This is a genomic window from Rossellomorea aquimaris (genome assembly GCF_003315075.1).
GTDB classification, from domain to species: Bacteria; Bacillota; Bacilli; order Bacillales; family Bacillaceae_B; genus Rossellomorea; species Rossellomorea aquimaris_C.
Window position 1 is genome coordinate 254031 of record NZ_QNRJ01000006.1, and the last position, 18757, is coordinate 272787.

At 41.4% G+C, this 18757-nt stretch carries 17 protein-coding genes; 4 read left to right on the plus strand and 13 right to left on the minus strand.

The genetic code is table 11. The annotated features are described in order from the left end of the window. Positions 1 to 14 precede the first annotated feature (14 nt). The 4 genes from DET59_RS10755 to DET59_RS10770 form a co-directional block, all read right to left on the minus strand. Positions 15 to 1961, minus strand: coding sequence for a TOMM precursor leader peptide-binding protein (locus DET59_RS10755; protein ID WP_113969670.1), 1947 nt, complete (start codon positions 1959 to 1961; stop codon positions 15 to 17). After that, on the minus strand, positions 1958 to 3862 hold the full coding sequence (locus DET59_RS10760; protein ID WP_113969671.1) for a putative thiazole-containing bacteriocin maturation protein: 1905 nt from the start codon (positions 3860 to 3862) through the stop codon (positions 1958 to 1960). The genes DET59_RS10755 and DET59_RS10760 overlap by 4 nt, the downstream gene beginning before the upstream one ends. 160 nt (positions 3863 to 4022) lie before the next feature. Continuing rightward, positions 4023 to 4292: a heterocycloanthracin/sonorensin family bacteriocin gene (locus DET59_RS10765; RefSeq protein ID WP_113969714.1), complete on the minus strand. Its 270-nt coding sequence runs from the start codon at positions 4290 to 4292 to the stop codon at positions 4023 to 4025. A 352-nt stretch (positions 4293 to 4644) separates the two neighbouring features. After that, positions 4645 to 5586 (minus strand): DHH family phosphoesterase, encoded by a 942-nt coding sequence (locus DET59_RS10770; RefSeq protein WP_113969672.1) that lies wholly within the window; start codon positions 5584 to 5586, stop codon positions 4645 to 4647. Between the two features lie 94 nt (positions 5587 to 5680). Here DET59_RS10770 and DET59_RS10775 point away from each other — a divergent pair, with 94 nt between their 5' ends. Then, a complete protein-coding gene (locus DET59_RS10775) occupies positions 5681 to 5986 on the plus strand; it encodes a YtpI family protein (RefSeq protein WP_113969673.1) in 306 nt (101 codons plus the stop codon). Between the two features lie 245 nt (positions 5987 to 6231). Here DET59_RS10775 and DET59_RS10780 read toward each other — a convergent pair whose 3' ends face one another. The 4 genes from DET59_RS10780 to DET59_RS10800 all read right to left on the minus strand — a co-directional run bounded on the left by DET59_RS10780 (position 6232) and on the right by DET59_RS10800 (position 9432). Then, positions 6232 to 7551, minus strand: coding sequence for a DRTGG domain-containing protein (locus DET59_RS10780; RefSeq protein WP_113969674.1), 1320 nt, complete (start codon positions 7549 to 7551; stop codon positions 6232 to 6234). 320 nt (positions 7552 to 7871) lie between these two features. Next, a complete protein-coding gene (locus DET59_RS10790; RefSeq protein ID WP_113969676.1) occupies positions 7872 to 8114 on the minus strand; it encodes a hypothetical protein in 243 nt (80 codons plus the stop codon). A 105-nt stretch (positions 8115 to 8219) separates the two neighbouring features. Beyond that, positions 8220 to 8900 carry a metal-dependent hydrolase gene (locus tag DET59_RS10795; RefSeq protein ID WP_113969677.1) on the minus strand — a complete coding sequence of 227 codons (681 nt, stop codon included), beginning with the start codon at positions 8898 to 8900 and terminating at the stop codon, positions 8220 to 8222. 166 nt (positions 8901 to 9066) lie between these two features. Next, on the minus strand, positions 9067 to 9432 hold the full coding sequence (locus DET59_RS10800; protein WP_113969678.1) for a winged helix-turn-helix transcriptional regulator: 366 nt from the start codon (positions 9430 to 9432) through the stop codon (positions 9067 to 9069). A gap of 195 nt (positions 9433 to 9627) precedes the next feature. Between DET59_RS10800 and hxlA the strand changes: the two genes are divergently transcribed. Further along, entirely contained in the window at positions 9628 to 10260 is a 633-nt protein-coding gene (gene hxlA, locus DET59_RS10805; RefSeq protein ID WP_113969679.1) for a 3-hexulose-6-phosphate synthase, read from the plus strand. A gap of 7 nt (positions 10261 to 10267) precedes the next feature. Further along, the gene (gene hxlB, locus DET59_RS10810) at positions 10268 to 10825 is read left to right on the plus strand and encodes a 6-phospho-3-hexuloisomerase (RefSeq protein ID WP_113969680.1); all 558 of its coding nucleotides are present in this window, start codon (positions 10268 to 10270) and stop codon (positions 10823 to 10825) included. Between the two features lie 170 nt (positions 10826 to 10995). Here hxlB and ald read toward each other — a convergent pair whose 3' ends face one another. Next, the gene (gene ald, locus DET59_RS10815) at positions 10996 to 12114 is read right to left on the minus strand and encodes an alanine dehydrogenase (protein WP_113969681.1); all 1119 of its coding nucleotides are present in this window, start codon (positions 12112 to 12114) and stop codon (positions 10996 to 10998) included. A gap of 242 nt (positions 12115 to 12356) precedes the next feature. Between ald and DET59_RS10820 the strand changes: the two genes are divergently transcribed. Further along, a complete protein-coding gene (locus tag DET59_RS10820; protein ID WP_113969682.1) occupies positions 12357 to 13685 on the plus strand; it encodes a purine-cytosine permease family protein in 1329 nt (442 codons plus the stop codon). A 147-nt stretch (positions 13686 to 13832) separates the two neighbouring features. On the opposite strand, the gene DET59_RS10825 is transcribed toward DET59_RS10820, so the two are convergent. The 4 genes from DET59_RS10825 to DET59_RS10840 all read right to left on the minus strand — a co-directional run bounded on the left by DET59_RS10825 (position 13833) and on the right by DET59_RS10840 (position 18703). Next, complete coding sequence (locus DET59_RS10825) at positions 13833 to 14108, minus strand: hypothetical protein (RefSeq protein WP_113969683.1); 276 nt, start codon at positions 14106 to 14108, stop codon at positions 13833 to 13835. A 114-nt stretch (positions 14109 to 14222) separates the two neighbouring features. Then, the gene (locus DET59_RS10830; protein WP_181778120.1) at positions 14223 to 16583 is read right to left on the minus strand and encodes an AAA family ATPase; all 2361 of its coding nucleotides are present in this window, start codon (positions 16581 to 16583) and stop codon (positions 14223 to 14225) included. Continuing rightward, positions 16576 to 17313, minus strand: coding sequence for an ABC-three component system middle component 1 (locus tag DET59_RS10835; RefSeq protein ID WP_113969685.1), 738 nt, complete (start codon positions 17311 to 17313; stop codon positions 16576 to 16578). The genes DET59_RS10830 and DET59_RS10835 overlap by 8 nt, the downstream gene beginning before the upstream one ends. Further along, complete coding sequence (locus DET59_RS10840) at positions 17306 to 18703, minus strand: ABC-three component system protein (protein ID WP_113969686.1); 1398 nt, start codon at positions 18701 to 18703, stop codon at positions 17306 to 17308. The genes DET59_RS10835 and DET59_RS10840 overlap by 8 nt, the downstream gene beginning before the upstream one ends. Positions 18704 to 18757 lie beyond the last annotated feature (54 nt).

Below are 18757 nucleotides of genomic sequence, written 5' to 3' on the forward strand. Positions count from 1 at the left end.
CACCTCCTCGTACCTTAAGGAAACGGATGCGGTTTTTGATTGAGTTGCTCATAGGTCAGCGGCCGCTCGTAGTATCCCAGTTCTACCGGGACGTTAAGGACTCTTTCCAATCCTGTAAGACGGGTGAGATGATGACCGAATGTCATGGGAAGCATGCCGGGAATCAAGACTTTCACGCAGTATAGTCCGTTCTTTTCAAGTTCTGGTGCGGTTTGGTCAACGACAATGACATCAAGGTTCCGGTTTCGGAATCTTTCAAGAATATCTTTAAGGTCATCCGTCAGATCACTGTGATCGGATCTCCAGTTGAATTGCTCTTGGAAACTTCGCAATGGCCTGCTCTCATCCTGTAAAAACGTGAAACGTTCCTCTGCCTGGGAGAGTCCATACAGCATGCCGTGATCATCCATCTGCCTTACGAGGGAATCATCGTCCAGCATTTTTTCATAATTCGCCTTGTTCTTCTCCAATTTTTCATCCAGATTCAGCATCATACCTGCGAGCTCCTGAATCGCGCTTTTTGCCGCTCTTACAGGATCCAGATGGGCACCTGCGGCGAGGATCAGATTCAACCCAGTATCCTTCCTGTTCTTGGCCATCGCAAAGACGCTTGGAATTCCGTGCTCCATGGTGGAGTCATACAAATAAAGATCATACCCTGCGACCGCCCGCATCCGTTCGATCATTAACTGGAGCTCCTCATCCTTTGCTGTTAGAGGATCGAGACGCGGCAGATTGAGCTCGGCATACCAGGTCAAAAGGAACGAGTCCCGTTCGACCACCTCCATGATGCCGTAAAAAATCGCTTCCTCCCTGCTTCCGCCAAGTGCACAGCCATTGGACGTTTCATAAACAAAACCGGATGAACTGCAGCCCAGACTGTAATAGGCAAGGAGTTCTGGGACGAGAATCGGCCGCTCTTCGATGAGTGAATAACCCCATACCCAGTCCATTGCCCTGTCAGGGTCAAACTTTTCAAATAGAAAACCTGGCATGGCGTACTGCTCGTCGGTGTGCACGCCGACCTTCAGGGGATTCAGTGCATGTTCCGCCAACTGTCGGTAGCTATCATGGACGACTGTCCGTTTGCCACGGGGCTCCAACCCGCAGTGACGCTCCAATCCTTCAAGGATGGCGGTCAGCTCGCTGTCTGAGTAGACTTGTGTCCGTCCGGCCGTCCCTTCATCCCCGGAGAACATCGGCATATTGACACTCGCATCGGCAAATGGTGTCACCAGGTCATACATCTTGCTGTTGAAAAGTCCGGTCCGATTATCCAGATAGTCTTTTCTCAGGACGTTTTTCAGTTCATCCAGGGGAGTACAGCGGAAACTGCCGGCATGGATCTTCGGACTGGGCTTGAGGGAAACACGGGCTAACTTCGGAGAATCGTCCGGTATCGGGCTGCAATTTTGGCATAATGAGTCGGGAACGAAAGTGTGCCAGGAGCTGTTCAATGTTTTCAAGTCGGTAAAACATACCTGTCCTTGGGAGTGTGGCTTTGCACTTTCAAGGACCCTGGTAACTTCTGCAGCGATGATGTGAGTCATGTGCACTAAACCGGTATTCGAAGCCCACGGGTCTTTCGTGATTCCACCGTCTTCAGCGAGTTTTTCCTGTACCTCCCGCATCTCATTCCGTTCCTTTCCTCCAAGGAGACGCCTCAAATCAGCACATTGTGAGCATCCCGGTGTGTTGGGCTGAACCAGTGGGCCGATGATCCCTTCTCCGAACGAAACGAAGCCTCTCAGCCATGGAACCGAAGTCCCCCTCATCACTTCTTCTGCCATTTGGTGTACAGCCGGATTCCATGTATCATCCAATGTCAGTACCAAATCGGTATTTACCGGGAAGCTCTTTTCAACGTTTTTTTGCCTGTATACTGGATAACGGGCTGACAATTCGGCACATACTCGATCCGAAAGCATCCCCTCCCCTACAATCACCACGAAAGAATTCATTGCACTCCCTCCTCTCGCAGCAGCACACCAAACACGCCTGCGAGCTCCTGTTTAAAAACGGGCTCAATATTCAGTTCATACACCACTACCTGCTTCTGATTCCGTTTCAAGGTTTCGATTGCTTCTTTCAGAGGCTGGGTCCTGTCTTCATTAGCTGGAATGGTGATTCTTTCTGCCTTTCCTTGCTCTAACGCAACGCCAACAGGGTTTGCATCGAAAGCCTCCTTATCGTTCTGAGCTTGAAAGAGTGCATGTTGGAGGGAGTTCCTCAATGCCATGGTGATCGTTAAATCGGCATTTCCATACCAGCCATTCCTTCCACGAACATAGACGACAGGAAATCCGGCCATTTCCTCCCCTAATCCGATTTCCGGCTGGCCTTGCATGGTGGTCAGTGCCTGTAGATAATAACGGCATGCTTCATCCTCAACCTTATCCAATTCAAGACGGGAAATCGTACTGCTTTGAACCGATTCTCTTTTTCGCAGCCCATCAGTCAAACACTTCCGAAGACCGCGGTCGAGGCATTCTGCAAATGTCGCTCCTGCCCCGATGGCTATATATTCACCAGTCTCATGGGGAACGATCAAACTCCCCAACCTTGAAGCATACATCTCTACTCCCTTTAACCCGGCTTCCCGGCGTGCTTCTTCATGGGTCAAGCCGCTGCAGATCACCTCATCCAGCAGTTCGGCAGGGCCCTCGGACAGGGCATCGACCGGCTGGACACGGCACTGAGCCAAAGGCAGCTGCTTCGTATCCCCTTCCTCCCATACATGAAAAATCCCCGTCTCTTTTGACGTTAGCAGAGTAAAGAGATACAGCACTTTTTCAGGGTCAGATCTTTCTGACACCTGTTCCAGCCGCGTTTCCAGACTTTGAACCAATTCAGCCGCTAACTGTCCTGTCTCCAGGGGATGGGATAAAAAGGAATGCCAGCTTCCTTCAAGCGTTTCTGTATCCAGCAGAAAGATTCTATTTCGCTGATCAGATTTGGTCACTCCTGTAATCTCTTTAAATAATTCAAAGACGATCATGTTCGCAATCATCGCTACAGGGATCGCCGATTCGATCGAAACCTGATTTTCTTTTCGTAAGGCCGGAGTGTGGATCCGCCTCCATGCAGATTCCCAGCCCGCCTCAGAATCAGGATGGATGATGGGTCCGGCGATTCCTTTCTGCCTGTGACAAATCGCCGGAATAAAAAGCTTCTTATCTGTCCTGCAAATGCCGTGTAGGAGGTCCAATTCCTCAAGGTCTTCTTTTTGACTTACGTATAAAATGGAATCGAAAGGCTTCAGGGTCTCCCGCCATCCGCCTTTACTGAATGTAACTTCCTGGAGCTCTACCTCCGGATCGGTTCTCCGAGCATGGTCCACCAGTTCCAGCAGCCGGCCTCTATTCGTCGATCCCTCGTCGGTCAAGAGCACCTGCAGCTTAGCCATCCCGGATTCAATCAGCGATGAAACGAGTGAAGTCAGAATAGGACCAGATCCCACTGCCAGGACGTTGGTCCGGCGGTAAGTTTCAAACCTTGAAGCTCCCGAATCTGCCAAACTGTCGACAAATTCGATTTGTGATGCGAATTTTTTCACTGCATGTTCGGAAAGCTGGTGTGGCAGGTCTCTGCTTACGTCCCGAACAAATCCATTTTTATGCAAAACCTCTGCCATTTCCATGACCCTGTTTTTATAAGGTCCAGGCAGTCCATTCGTCAAATACTCAAGGGAGTACTCCCCATTGAACATCGGCAGCAGCTTCTCAACCCATTGGTCAATTCCGCTTCCTTCCATACGGAAAGAGCATAGGTTATTCCTGAAATAAACACCTCTGCCTGGTTCAGGGAGGTAAAACGTATCCCTCTTTACTTTTAAACGCATAGAAGGGTCCAATTTTCCCATAGCGCTCCTCCTTACCCCCGCTAATCTCTCTTGTATTTTTGGCTGTCATTACCATCGTATGAGTCTCAATTTGTCCCTTATGTATACGTGAAGAATAAAATAAAGACCCCTGCACGAACTCACACAGGGATCCATTTGAAAACCATATTCTAAAATCCGATTAACGTCCGCAGCGTCCACATCTGCCGCAGCCGCCACATCGGCCACCTCCGCCGCATCTTCCGCAGCCTCCGCAACGGAAGCATCCACCACAGCCACCACACCCAAAACAGCTAAAGAAGCATGAGAAAGCAAAACCGAAACAGCCTCCAAACCCAAGGAAAAGTCGTTCGTCATTCGGATCATACATGTTTTGATCCCATGAAACAGGCTGTGTTGCCTGGAAATCACCTACATTCAGATTTTGAAGTTCATTGTGAAAATGATTCATCAATTTCATTACCTCCCAAAAAAATTAGCCAATGTCTCTCACCATTAAGGAACAAGAACAATTGAGCTTTCTAAGAAAAATTTCAGTCATTTAGGTAAATTCACTAAAAATTTGAACACTCCCAAACAATTTATGTCATCTTGCTGGGTATTGTTACTGATACAAAAGCCTATTTTGCAAGAACATGTTGTAAAGAAGAATACAAAAATACTCCAACCAATGGACTGGAGTTTGAACTCTTATGTATGAACCCTTTATATTCAGGTCCCTTTTCAATTTGAAAGGGATGATTTTTATGAGTGTCCGTCAGAACATTATTAAAGGAGCCGGTATCCGCCGGCTCCTCTAAGACTTATCTATGATTTCTGCACACTTCTCTTAAATCCTTCATCACTTCTTCTTTTTCTTCCCATGAATAAATCGAAGCCCCTGCAGCCAGAGGATGTCCTCCGCCGTTGTATTTTTTGGCGATGGTGTTGATGACTGGTCCTTTTGAACGCAGACGGACTCTGATTTGATCACTTTCTTCAATGAAGAAGACCCACGCTTTAATGCCTTTCACGTTACCCAATGTACTGACCAGTAAAGAAGCATCTGAAGGAATGACCTGATGCTCTTCCAGAATTTCTTTCGTCATGATCATACTCGCACAGCCATCCCCATCCATTTCGAAGTTTTGAAGGACGTATCCGTGCAGCTTGATGACATTGGCATCGATCTCGTACATTTTATTGAATAATTCATTACGGTCAAAATCAAATCGGATCAATTCCCCTGCGATATCAAACGTATTCTGAGTTGTGCTCGGGTAAAGGAATCTTCCCGTATCTCCAACGATTCCGGCAAATAACAACCTTGCTCCCTCATCAGACAGCGTGAGTCCCTTATCCTTACCGAACAAGTAGAATTCATAAATCATTTCGCTTACTGAGCTTGCGGATGTATCGATCCATAAATAATCCCCATATGCATCTTCATTGGGGTGATGATCGATTTTCACGAGCTTATCTCCTAAATGATAACGACTGTCACAGATACGTTCTTCATTCGCTGTATCGCAAACGATGATTAAAGCTCCTTCGAACACGTGGTCTTCAATGACATCCAGGCGTTTTAAATAATGAAGGCTTTCCTCTTCTTTTCCGACGGCATAGATCTTTTTTTCCGGGAAGGACGTTTTCAGTATTTCAACGAGGCCCCCCTGGGAACCGTAGGCGTCAGGATCCGGGCGAACATGTCTATGTACGATGATTGTTTCATATTGTTTGATGAGGTCCAGTATTTGTTCTTTCATGGGAATCTCCTTTGTAGTGGAATTTTTTATTTGGCATTCTGTCCTGATATCTGTAAAATAGTAGCGAGAGAAGTCAACGATGGAGGACAAAACTATGTATTTTCTCGCACTACTGATAGTCGTAACATTCACGTTTTATGTCTTTTATAAAATCAGGCAGGTCCGAACGAATCGACCAATGGAAAAGAAATGGTTATCGGCGAAGGCAAGCATTGCACTAGGGCTATTTGTTGCCTTATTTGGTATAAACCAGCTACTTTTATTTCCGGGAACGCTGACGTATTTTATCGGCGGTCTTTTTATCCTGATCGGGCTTGGAAGCTGCTGGGCAGGATATAAGCTGTACAAGCACGTGCTTCCTTATGCTCAAAGAGAAGCGAAGGAACTGGATAACCAATAAGGTATGAAAGACTAGATGTTTGATCTAGTCTTTTTTATGTTTGCAAATACTTTTTCATGAGCGAGTAGTGGTTGATTTCCGCTGCAGATGCTCGCTTTCCGCGGGGTGTGGGTTGAGCCTCCTCAGCTTCGCTTCCGGGGTCTCAACTTCCACACATTTCCCGCAGGAGTCGAGCATCTTCCGCTCCAATCAACATAAGTTTTTCACTTTATCCTACTCTCAATCACTCTTGATTATATAAAGACCTAATGTCGATCAATCAGCTGACAAATCATTAGGGATTTCCCCATGAGTACGCCTTCGTTATATACCTCTACATCCACTTTACCAAATTTTCTTCCTACGTCGAGTACCTTTGGATGGATTTCTAGGATGCTTTCCATCTGGACGGGTTTGATGAAGTAGATGGTCATGTTTTCGATGACGAGGTCGCCTTTTTTGTACGGTTTTAGTACACGGTTGGCGGCATCGGTCATTAGAGTGGTGAATACACCATAGGAGAGCGTTCCGATCCCTGTGGTCATTTGCGGTGTGACGGCAAATTGGTAGATTTCTTTGTTGTCTTTCTTTTCGCCAACTACTTCCACTGCGTTTGAAATGAGATCATCAATTGTCTCCCCGACCTGTGGCTGACGTTGGATCATTTGCAGGGCCTTCAAAACATCTTGACGGCTGATGATTCCCTGCAGTTTGTTCTGTTCATTGACGACGGGAAGTAATTCGATCCCTTCCCAGATCATGATATGGGCGGCGGATGCGACGCTCGTATTCGGGCTGACGGTGATCGGCTGCTTCGTCATGATTTTATCGATGCCTGCATACTTTTCCTGTCCCATGACGTCCTTCGAGGTCACCATCCCATGGACCTTCATGTTGCGGTCCACGACAGGGAAACGGCTGTGGAATGTGTACTGATTCTTTTCGTACCATTCTTCTAACGTATCGTCGAGGTGCAGGTAAATCGTATCGTCCACTTTGGTTAAAATGTCTTCCACTAACACGATCTCTTTTTTGATGAGCTGATCGTAAATCGCCCGGTTGATCATGGTGGCGACGGTAAAGGTGTCATAGGAAGTGGAGATGATCGGGAGTTCGAGTTCATCTGCGAGCTTCTTAACGTCTTCATCTGCATCAAATCCCCCGGTGATCAGGACCGCGGCCCCTGCACGCAAAGCGTGTTCCTGTGCCTGGTTCCGGTTCCCGATGATCAAGAGGTTCCCCGCTTCCGTATATCTCATCATGGCTTCAAGCTTCATGGCTCCAATGACAAATTTGTTGAGCATCTTATGCAGGCCGGATCGTCCACCGAGTACTTGTCCATCGATGATGTTGACCACTTCTGCGTACGTGAGCTTTTCGATATTTTCTTTCTTCTTCTGTTCGATACGGATCGTCCCGACGCGTTCGATGGTGCTGACGTAGCCTTTCGTTTCGGCATCTTTGATCGCCCTGTATGCCGTTCCTTCGCTTACGGTCAATGCTTTTGCAATTTGGCGGACGGAGATTTTTTCACCGACTGGCAAGGTATCTATGTAGTCTAATATTTGTTCGTGTTTAGTAGCCAAGCTTTTCACCCTTCTTTATAACGTCCTGGTTTATATGTTTATTATAATGTGAAAAGCGTGGTCTTTCAATTTTATCGGGGCTTTCGAGAGTGAAAGCCCCAATGAGTGAGTGCATATTACTACTTTTGAGGAGCGAGTGCAGGTTGATTTTCGCTACAGGGGCTCGCTTTCCGCGGGGCTGGCGGTGAGCCTCCTCGGGCTGCGCCCTGTGGGGTCTCACCTGTCCAGCGTTTCCCGCAGGAGTCGAGCCCCTTCCGCTACAATCAACTTATGAGGTTTGTATTCCTCCCCTTCAATAAATACCACTCTCTCCATAATGCTCATCCAAACGACCGCGATCTCACTTTCCGTGCCGGCTTTGATTTCAACATCTTGCCCTTACTTGTTCCTTTAGGTGTGTAAAGAAGGGCTGCAAGGTTTCCGGCTACCACAAAGGTTGCAAGGACGAGCCAGCTGATGGCAAAGGTGCCTTGAAGGCCTTCTGCAAAAATAGACATGCGGGGTGCTCCATAATAAATAAAGGCCCCTGTGAATAGTAGACAGAGAATGTATCGTTGTTTCATACGTTCTTCCTCCTCTCTAGGCTTGTATCATGTATATGCGAGAGAATGGAGGATATTGTGTTAACATGAGAAAAAGGGTGATGCCATTGCACCACCCTTACTGATTTAATATTCGATTACATCTCCGGCCTTCATGACCTGTCCTTCAGAATCCTCAAGCATGTCAACGAATTTATGCGGATCCTGTTTGATCGGCGGGAATGTATCATAGTGAATCGGCACGACTTTCTTCGCTTTTAAGAAGCTTGCAGCCGTCGCCGCATCTTCTGGTCCCATCGTGAAGTTATCCCCGATTGGAAGGAAAGCAAGGTCAATCGGATGACGTTCCCCGATCAGCTTCATATCAGAGAATAAGCCGGTATCCCCCGCATGGAAGATGGTTTTCCCTTCAATCATCAAGAGAACGCCGGCAGGCATACCCATATAAATGATCTCATTGCCGTCTGTGATCAGACCGGAACCGTGGAATGCCTGTGTCAATTTCACTTTCCCGAAGTCAAACTCATAAGCTCCACCGACATGCATCGGGTGAGTCTTCACTAATTTCCAGCTTAAGTACGTCGCCAGTTCATGATTCGCAATCACCAAGGAATCATTTTTCTTCGCAAGCTCGACCGTGTCACCTACGTGATCGTTGTGACCGTGTGTAAGGATGATCACATCGGGTTTCTCGTCATCCACTTTAAGATCCGTCAGTTCGTTTCCGTTGATGAATGGATCGATCAGGATCGTTTTACCATTGGTTTCGATTTTGACTACTGAATGTCCATGATATGAAATCTTCATTTTGCATCTCCTCCAAATAAACTTATCTATTTTTCTTTCTCTCGTTTGCTATTTTATGTTATACCCCAATTTTATAAAAATAAGCGATTAGTAGCAATTAAGTTGTTGTCTCTACTCATATAAGACAGTAAAAAAACCAAGGTTTACCCTTGGTAAGAAAGATTATCTATTTGACCGCTGAATGATCATCCGTTTCCTTTTCCAGTACATTCTCGATATAATCTTTGCCCCATTCATACATACCCTCTAAGATTGGCAACAGTCTTTCCCCATGCTCGGTGAGTGAGTATTCGACTTTAGGCGGGACGACAGGATACACTTCCCGGTGCACAATTAAATGATCTTCGAGTTCTCTTAATTGATTAACAAGCATTCTTTGAGTGATACCCGGCATAAGAGATTTTAATTCACCAAATCGTTTCGTTCCTTCCTTCCCTAGATGCCACAATATTAACATTTTCCATTTACCCCCGATTACTGCGAGGGTTAATTCTTTTTCACAGTTGAAATTCTTCTCTCCTAAATTTGGCATTTGCCTCAACTCTCCTTTATTCATCCAATAGTATACTTTTTATCACTATATGCGGTAAAAGTGCGTACTTTTAATTTATTTACATACTGAGTATACTAAACATCATGCTAGTGAGTAAATAACTTTCAGAAGGAAACATTTACTTCTAGCCGCTTAGCACAACAAAATAAAATTTTCCAGAAGGAGCAAATATATATGAAATTACAATTAGCATTAGATCTTGTCGATATCCCAGGAGCCATTGAATTAGTTAAAGAGGTAGAAGAGTATATTGATGTTGTAGAAATTGGTACACCTGTTGTCATCAATGAAGGGCTTAAAGCAGTGAAAGAAGTAAAAGCAGCGTTCCCTAACTTAACCGTATTAGCAGACTTGAAAATTATGGATGCCGCTGGATATGAAGTCAGCCAAGCCTCTGCTGCAGGTGCTGACATCATTACGATTCTTGGAACGGCAGAAGACGAATCAATCAAAGGCGCTGTAGAAGAAGCCCGAAAACAAGGGAAACAAATCCTTGTTGATATGATTGCCGTCAAAGACGTTGCCGCCCGTGCGAAAGAATTAGACGAACTTGGTGCCGATTATATTTGTGTACACACAGGTTATGATTTGCAAGCTGTAGGAAAAAATTCCTTTGAAGATCTACACACGATCAAAAGCGTTGTAAAAAATGCCAAAACGGCCATTGCCGGTGGAATCAAATTAGAAACACTACCGGAAGTCATTAAAGAACAGCCTGACCTCATCATTGTAGGTGGCGGGATCACAGGCAAAGAAGATAAACGGGCTACTGCACGTGAAATGCAGGAATTAATTCAACAAGGGTAATGAAACGATGAAGTCTACTCAATATTTATCCAAAGTCGTCGAAGAATTAAGTCAAACGGTGCACTTAATCTCTGATGAAGAGGCAGAGAAATTAGTAAATCAGATTCTGGAATCCAAGAAAATCTTTGTTGCTGGTGCCGGCAGATCTGGATTGATGGGGAAATCCTTTGTGATGCGAATGATGCACATGGGGATTGACGCCTATGTCGTCGGGGAAACAGTAACAGCTAACTTAGAAAAGGATGATCTATTAATCATCGGATCAGGCTCAGGAGAAACCAAAACGCTAGTGGCCATTGCTGAAAAAGCTAAAAGCTTGGGAGGTACCGTCGCAGCGATAACCATTTCTCCTGATTCAACCATTGGAGAATTAGCTGATTTGACCGTTACATTACCAGGAGTAACGAAAGACCAGTCCGAGGGTGATTACAAAACGATCCAACCAATGGGCTCTCTATTCGAGCAAACGATGTTGTTATTTTATGATGCCATCATTCTGCGCTTCATGGAGAAAAAAGGATTGGATTCTGGTAAAATGTATGGAAAACACGCTAATCTAGAATAGAGTTAAATACAGAAAAAGCCACATTTCAGTATGTGGCTTTTTCTGTATACTTCTATGTAAAGCATTGCACTCCAATCAACTTAAGGACATAACACCGAGGGCTTCCTAATCTCTCCTATATTTACACAAAAAAGCCGACTGAACATTCCCATGCAGTCGGCTTCCTGTTGTTATTGTTGCTCTAATTGAGTTCTAGTATCTGAATAGTCTACATCATGCGCCTCAGCAACCGCCTGGTACGTCACATATCCATTCAATGTGTTAATACCTTTTAACAGAGCTTCATTGTCTAAGCACGCTTTTTTGTAGCCTTTGTTTGCGATTTGAACCGCGTATGGTACGGTTACGTTTGTTAATGCGATGGTAGACGTACGTGGTACGGCACCAGGCATGTTGGCAACAGCATAGTGTACAACGCCGTGCTTCACGTATGTTGGATCGTCATGCGTTGTGATGCGGTCTGTTGTTTCGAAGATTCCGCCTTGGTCGATGGCGATATCGACAACAACTGAACCAGGTGTCATCGCTTTGATCATGTCTTCTGTTACTAATTTAGGTGCTTTCGCTCCTGGAATTAGTACAGCACCAATGACAAGGTCTGCTTCTTTGACAGCTTGTTCGATATTCAACGGGTTGGACATAAGTGTTGTTACGTCGCTACCGAAGATATCATCAAGCTGACGAAGGCGATCCGGGTTAAGGTCAAGGATCGTGACGTTGGCACCAAGACCGACAGCCATTTTCGCTGCGTTCGTACCGGCAACTCCTCCACCGATGATCGTTACTTTACTGCGGCGAACCCCAGGGACACCTGAAAGTAATACACCTTTTCCACCGTGGATCTTCTCTAAGAACTGGGCACCGATTTGAGTCGCCATACGTCCAGCCACTTCACTCATCGGAGTCAGTAATGGAAGGGCACGATTCAGTTCAACCGTTTCGTACGCGATTCCGATCACTTTATTATCAATTAACGCTTTCGTTAATTCCGGCTCTGGAGCAAGATGTAAATATGTAAATAAGATAAGCCCCTCGCGGAAATAAGAGTACTCACTTGGAAGTGGCTCTTTTACCTTCATGACCATATCCATGGACCATGCTTCCGCTGCAGAATCAACGATGTGTCCACCTGCTGCTTTGTAATCTTCATCTGTAAATCCTGAACCCATTCCCGCTCCAGCTTCAATGTAAACCTCATGTCCGAATTGAACAAGGTTCACAACACCAGCCGGCGTCATGGCCACACGATTTTCGTTGTTTTTAATTTCCGTTGGTACACCAATACGCATACTAAGCCAACCTCCTAAATGCACTATTGCTCCTTGGAGCATTCACTTCCTAAATATAACACTATTCATATATAATAGCGAAGGGCAATTACTCACCCTGTAAGCACTTACATTCTAACAAATAAATAAGGAAATATCTCTATTTTTCTTTAAAAAAATAAATGATTATTTCTTCGCTTTTTTTCAAAAATTCTTTAAAATAGAAACCATGCATCCTAGTATACCTAAAGGAGACTTTTTTTATGAAACAACCTATGATCGAACGGCTCGGACTTGAAAAGGTCCCACCCGAATTAAAATCAACCACATGGATCGAATATTTCATCATACAGCTCGCCTTCTCCGTGAACGCAGGAAACTTCCTCATCCCTGCACTGGCCATCCTTGAAGGCGGACTATCCTTCCAGGCAGCATTTCTTGCCACCGTACTAGGAGCAAGCGTCGCCTTCCTATTCGTATCATTCCTGTCACTACCGGGCTCCCGCTACGGCCTGCCAGCCCAATACGTCCTAAGATCCATCATCGGAACCCGGCTGTCGATGCTTATCGCATCCCCCATCCGGTCCCTGACGTCCCTCTACTGGTTCAGCGTCCAAACCATCGGAGGAACCTTCGTCATCATCTCCATGGTTGAAAAAGTAACACCGCACACGATTCCGTTCATCCCGGTCGCCATCGGACTCGCCATCATCATGACCCTTCTAGCCCTCATCGGCTTCGAAGCCGTCAAAAAAGCGACCAAACTATTCATCCCGATCCTCGTGATCGGCCAGGGAATCATCCTGTACCTGTTCCTAACAAAAGGAGCCGATTCCCTCCCAACACTCACACAAGGCCAGGAACCCTTCTCCATCGGAACGTTCCTATTCTACTCGAGCCTCGTCTTCGTCCAATACATCTCAGGCGTCAGCGCATCCTCCGACATCACCCGCTACAGCAAAAGCGACCGCCACGGATTCTGGGGACTTTACGTGGGCAACGTCGTCGGATTCATGATGACTGCACTGCTTGGAGGATTGAGTGCGAGCTTGTTCAAAGATTTAAACCCATTCGTCGCAGCGGGTCAACTAACTGACTCCAGCCTGCTTCTATTGGTGATCACGGCTTGTGCGATGGTATCGATGATATCGATTAATCTTAGTAATGCGTATACAGGGGGATACAGTCTGCTTAATGCACTGCCCTCCTTATCGCGGATTCAAAGTGCCTTGTTGTTTAGTATCGCAGGGATTATTTTAAGTTCGTTTCCGCAGCTGGTTTATAATGCTCAGGAGTATATTTCTTATCTGGGGATCTTGATCATTCCGATATCAGCGATTGTGGTGGCTGATTATTTGGTTATACGGAAAGGGATGATTTCTGAGAGTGCGCTGGTTCGGCTTGCGAGTGGGGAGTCGAATTTTAATCGGGAGGCGTTGTATGTGTTGGGGGTTGGGATGGTGTTTTACTTGGTGATTCCGGATTCGTTTTCTCCGGGATTTAGTTGTTTTATTATGACAACCATTATATATGTTCTTAGTAAAATAAGGAGTAGGGCGGAAGAACAGAACCCTGTTCAGAAACTTGGTTAAGGAAAAAGAGTGAACCTGTTTATTATAAGGTTTACTCTCTTTTAAATTATTTGAGCTCTCAATAAATATACCAATGTTCAATTTTTGTAATAGGTCATTAATTAAAAACTGTGTCTTAAATCAACAAAGCAAAATTCTTTTAACCTACTATGTTAATCTTTCATAGAGTTCTTTTAATTTTGAGTTCCCAAGCATATTAGCATTTAAATTATTCCATTCTGTCTTATTAAACAATAACACTTCATCAAATCCATTTATTCTTAGTTTAGCCAAAAAAGTATTGTTTGACTGAATGCTATAATGCCAATTATTTCTAATTATTCCTTTACCTTTTGGATTCCACTTATCAGATTGATTAATCATCTGAATAAAAGTGTTTACAGCTCCAATAACTTCATTTTTATAATGAGTTTCTATGCTCATAAGTATTCACCTCCTGTTTTGTTTATGACGAGAAGATATAATATAAAGTATTTACACTTTATTACTAAAGAAAGTATGAAAACTACTAAAGAATTATTAGTAGTTTTCATACTTTTATTGATAAAATTCTTCTTTTACATTTATGTTATTAGTATTATGACCATACTTTGAGAACTTATAGCGTATATACATGGATATCTTGTCCTCATGTGTTGATAAAATTATTTGTCTATCTGAAAAATCGTTTCTCAGCAACTCAACAAATGATGCCATATTTATTTCATCCATGGTTTGAATTGGATCATCTATTAATATTGTACCAAGCCCTCTATCATTATAGACCTTATTTAAGGCTAAAGAGAAAGCAAGAACAGTTGCAGATAATTGGCCGGAACTAAATGAATGCATGATATCATGTGCAGTTTTCTCAGGGGGAACAAAATTAATTGATTTTAACTGAGGATCATCTATTTGATCACTTTGTTCTTCTTTAATAAATACCCCTATGCCTCTTTGATGGTTTTGAATTATCTTTCCACTAAAAATATAAAATGGTATCTCTATTTCACTAATCATCTTGGCACGGTAACCATTAATTTTTTCATTATAAATACCAATTGCTTCATTAAGAGGATTAAGAGATTCATCTATCTGTTCCAATTGTTTAACCAATCTTTGTTGTTTAATAAACAACTCACTCGCTTGCATATAGTACATGTATTCAATATATTGTTTCTTTTGATCGATATTTGCAATACTCGTATCTTTAATCACTTCGTCGCTGTTAGCAAATACATTCTTATAAACCCGTTGATATTCTTTATACTTTTCGTACTCTAATTTACTTTTAGAGAGTTTACTATAAAGAATTTCCTTTATCCTCTCCACTCTTTCACTTAAATTATTCACATGATTCTTTTCTTTATTAAAGTAGGTTGTAATGTCAATATTTAATCCAATGAAGAACTTCTTGGCTGCATTAAAGTCAATATTTAAAAGCTTATACTCTTGAAGCTGATTAAAAAAAGTATCTGCGATTGAATTACTTATATATTCTTCTATATTAATTGCCAGCTGAGTTAAACACTTCTCATAAAGCTTGTTAATTTCATCCAGGATTATTGTAGAAGAATTATCTAGTTCCTCTTTAAACATTACAGTTTGATTATCTATTTGTTCAATAAGACCCTGGTAAGTTCCCCACTCCTTACCACAAAGCGGACAGTTGTTACCATCAATCTGTTTACTATTAATATATTCATCAAACTTTGAAACAAGATCTTCTCTAGTTGAAATGAGTTTTTCCACAATACGTGAGAGGTTACTTGTATTTATACTTAAACCTTTAATAAAATTAATCTTTTGAACGAGATTCTCTTTACTAAGAGTAGGCTTAAAATGTTCAAATACTAAATTCCAATTAATCTCGTCTTTAAAGATATCTTTATTTTCAATCTTAAATTTAATTTTTTCAAACGTTTTTTTCAAAGAATAATTGCTCTTGATTTGCTCAAATTCTTCTTCAAAATGACCCAAGATAATTAAAGCTGATAGTCTTTGATCTTTTGATGCAACACCACGAATTCTTTCGTTATTAGTTTCAATCAAAAATTCATCAAAGTTAGTAATTAGACCTTTAATACTTTCAAGTTCTTCTAAATAACTGGCTTTCTGTTCTTTATCTAGAGGTTTAATAATTTTCTGGTCCCATACAATTTTATTAGAAGGAATATTAATTAGTTGTAAATATTCTACTTCAGAAGTTTGAACATCCTCATCTCCAGCAGGTGTAAAGTCGATGGTTATTTCAGAAATTCCCCTATTTAATCTCGTTTTGTAATGAGACAGTTTATTTTTTACTTTTTCAAGAATATCCCGTTCTTTAATTTCAGATTCAATATTAAAAAGTTTACTAATAGAATCCATACGTTCTTTTTCATTCTTCTTGAGTAAGTGACTTGACTCTTCCTGTTCAATATAATGGTATAAACTGAACCTAGACTCAAAATCTGTAATTTCAATCAACTCTTCTATTGTATGCTGAGACGACTTATTCTGTTCAGTCAGGTCCATGTCAAAGTCTTCGAGCAAATGAACAGAATAATCGAAATCAAATGGTCTCTTCTTAGACCTATTTAATGAACTGGGTTCAATCTTTCGCCCAATAATTATTTTGTCAATTACATTTAAATAAGCGTCGAATACTTCTAATTCGATTTTTAAAATAACGGATTTAGATTGATCTTTAGCAAATAAGTAATCATCATACCCTCTGTTTCCAACATTGATTTTTAATTGTTTAATTCTTCGGATACTACCTGTAAATATTAATTCGATCACATCAAAAATACTAGTTTTTCCAAATCCATTTGGTCCATCAAGGATAGTAACAGATTGATTTTTGAAAGAGAGTGTTGAATTTTCTATGGATTTAAAATTTTCAATATACACCCTAGAAATTTTTATACTATTCAATATATTCAACCCCTATCGCGGGTAAGATATCATTAATATTAAGTTCGGGGTCCTTGGAGTGTTGTTCAAGCATTAGAGAGACAATTTTTGTTTGTGTCTGATTGAGTTTTTCATCTATTTCCTTCTTTAAACTAACTAATTCTTCCTGCTTCATTATTACACTTAAAAATGGTAATTTAATAAATAACTTTGATACTAGATCGTACAAATTCGCTTCTTGACCTTCAACAGGACTTCTATCTTCTTGTTTCTTCTTAAAAGAAGTAAATAATTTCTTTTCCTGCAAGAGATAGTTAAGCACTTCTATTACAGGTACCTCTCTAGTTTCATTTAATTTATTTTCTAAAGTTTCCAACTGATTTTTGGTATAGGTTAATACATACTTTTTGAAGTCATAAGGGTCCTCCTCTAAGCTGTAAATATATTTTGTTCGTTCTTTTGAATAGTAAAGAGATTCCGTCTCTAGTAAAAGGAGTAATGAAAGATTCTTATCAATACCAGATACACTTATTTCCATTAGAATAGAATCAAAACATTGATCCAATTGATCCTGTAACCCCTCAAGAGCTACTTCCCCCTCTTTAAATTTTGCGACAAGATAAAAATCAAATTTATTATTATTTGTTCTAGTAAAAAAGGAGAAATTTGTTGAATAATTCCCTTTAAAATTTATTCCTTCATATAACTCAAATCCAGCTTCCTTAAAGATTATATTAATTAATTTATTCATTCGGTTTAAATTCCTCCATTGCAGTATTAAGATCCATGAATCTTATTTTTTTAGTTCCTGTGAATTTTTCCTTATCTCGATAATCGGTATCAGATTCAACTTCTGTTATACTTCCTCTATACTCCTCATTAATTGACTTATTGATATAGGTCTCCACTTCAAAAAGAAGTTCTAAAAGAGCTGCATCTTTATTGAAATTATTGAAAATATCCTTACCCACTTTTGAACAGGCATACCTTCCATTGTTAAGAATAATGGTAATCAAGTTTGATACCTTACTTTTTTTAATTAGAAGAATATCATTTTTGAATTTTGCTGCTTCTAACAAATGATGAAAAGTAAACAAACACTCAAATAACATCTGCTTAACTCCATGTTGATCAATAAGTCTTTTATATTCTGCTATACTAATAGAATTTGATTTTTTCACATGTATGTTGGGTGCAATTTTTCGACAGATAAGAACAAAGTCTTCAGGAGATAATAACTTTAATATTTCCATATGATGAGTCCATATTTTTGCTTTTTCTTCATCTAGTTCTATATCAATTCCCTGTTCTTCACAATACTCTTCAAAATATGTTGTTAAATCGTCTATGAGTAAACTAGCAACTGTTTCAGTAGTTAAGTCGAATACGCTGTCATTTTGAAGAATTTCTAAAACCTCTGTGAATGTGATATTTGGAACTGACTGCTTTTTCAAGTGGATATTGGATATGAGATTATTCACTGCATGTAGTAGGTTTGAGTAAGCATAGTCAATATTTTCACTACTCATTGAAGAAGTATTTCTTGGTATAACATTTTGAAGAAACATCTTAATTTGTTCTTTTATTTTAATGTTAATTTCATCAACCTGAACAACCCTATTAACGCTTAATTCTCCATTGTCTTTATTATTAATATTAATCTTACTCCATGCACTATCGAATTTATCTTCTTCAAATAACAGCTTCTTAAAATGGTTAAATAAGTCCTTTTTTTTGTCTGGTACATAAGCCATTAAATCACTCTTCAAATCCTCAACCTTAAAGTCTTTTATATATATTGCTGTATGTAGACTTGCTTCCCTTACTGCTGGTTGAATAATTGTTTTTCCTAATAATTCAAGAACCGTGGCTTTGTAACCTCCAATAGTTTCTTTATCTTGATATGACTTTACTTGATGTATTGTGAAATACTCATCCTTATATTTGATACAAAAATCTTCAAACCATTCAATTTCAAGTGAGTAATGATTTATTTCCTCGTTACCTACACCTAGTTCATTCATTAAGCAAAGCATAGTATAAACTGCTACTTTTCCTTGATATGTATATCCATTCCAAGAAGATGCAGCACTGCCACAGGCAACAGCTGTCCAATTAGTCTCTATTTCAGTTCTCTCCATATATCCTCCTAAACTGGGGTCTGACCCCCAGTACATTAATGCTTTACCGTACAG

Coding starts and splice junctions, on each gene's coding strand:
- DET59_RS10755 (WP_113969670.1), bottom strand. CDS start 1,961: ATGAATTCTTTCGTGGTGATTGTAGGGGAGGGGATGCTTTCGGATCGA.
- DET59_RS10760 (WP_113969671.1), bottom strand. CDS start 3,862: ATGGGAAAATTGGACCCTTCTATGCGTTTAAAAGTAAAGAGGGATACG.
- DET59_RS10765 (WP_113969714.1), bottom strand. CDS start 4,292: ATGAATCATTTTCACAATGAACTTCAAAATCTGAATGTAGGTGATTTC.
- DET59_RS10770 (WP_113969672.1), bottom strand. CDS start 5,586: ATGAAAGAACAAATACTGGACCTCATCAAACAATATGAAACAATCATC.
- DET59_RS10775 (WP_113969673.1), top strand. CDS start 5,681: ATGTATTTTCTCGCACTACTGATAGTCGTAACATTCACGTTTTATGTC.
- DET59_RS10790 (WP_113969676.1), bottom strand. CDS start 8,114: ATGAAACAACGATACATTCTCTGTCTACTATTCACAGGGGCCTTTATT.
- DET59_RS10795 (WP_113969677.1), bottom strand. CDS start 8,900: ATGAAGATTTCATATCATGGACATTCAGTAGTCAAAATCGAAACCAAT.
- DET59_RS10800 (WP_113969678.1), bottom strand. CDS start 9,432: ATGCCAAATTTAGGAGAGAAGAATTTCAACTGTGAAAAAGAATTAACC.
- hxlA (WP_113969679.1), top strand. CDS start 9,628: ATGAAATTACAATTAGCATTAGATCTTGTCGATATCCCAGGAGCCATT.
- hxlB (WP_113969680.1), top strand. CDS start 10,268: ATGAAGTCTACTCAATATTTATCCAAAGTCGTCGAAGAATTAAGTCAA.
- ald (WP_113969681.1), bottom strand. CDS start 12,114: ATGCGTATTGGTGTACCAACGGAAATTAAAAACAACGAAAATCGTGTG.
- DET59_RS10820 (WP_113969682.1), top strand. CDS start 12,357: ATGAAACAACCTATGATCGAACGGCTCGGACTTGAAAAGGTCCCACCC.
- DET59_RS10825 (WP_113969683.1), bottom strand. CDS start 14,108: ATGAGCATAGAAACTCATTATAAAAATGAAGTTATTGGAGCTGTAAAC.
- DET59_RS10835 (WP_113969685.1), bottom strand. CDS start 17,313: ATGAATAAATTAATTAATATAATCTTTAAGGAAGCTGGATTTGAGTTA.
- DET59_RS10840 (WP_113969686.1), bottom strand. CDS start 18,703: ATGGAGAGAACTGAAATAGAGACTAATTGGACAGCTGTTGCCTGTGGC.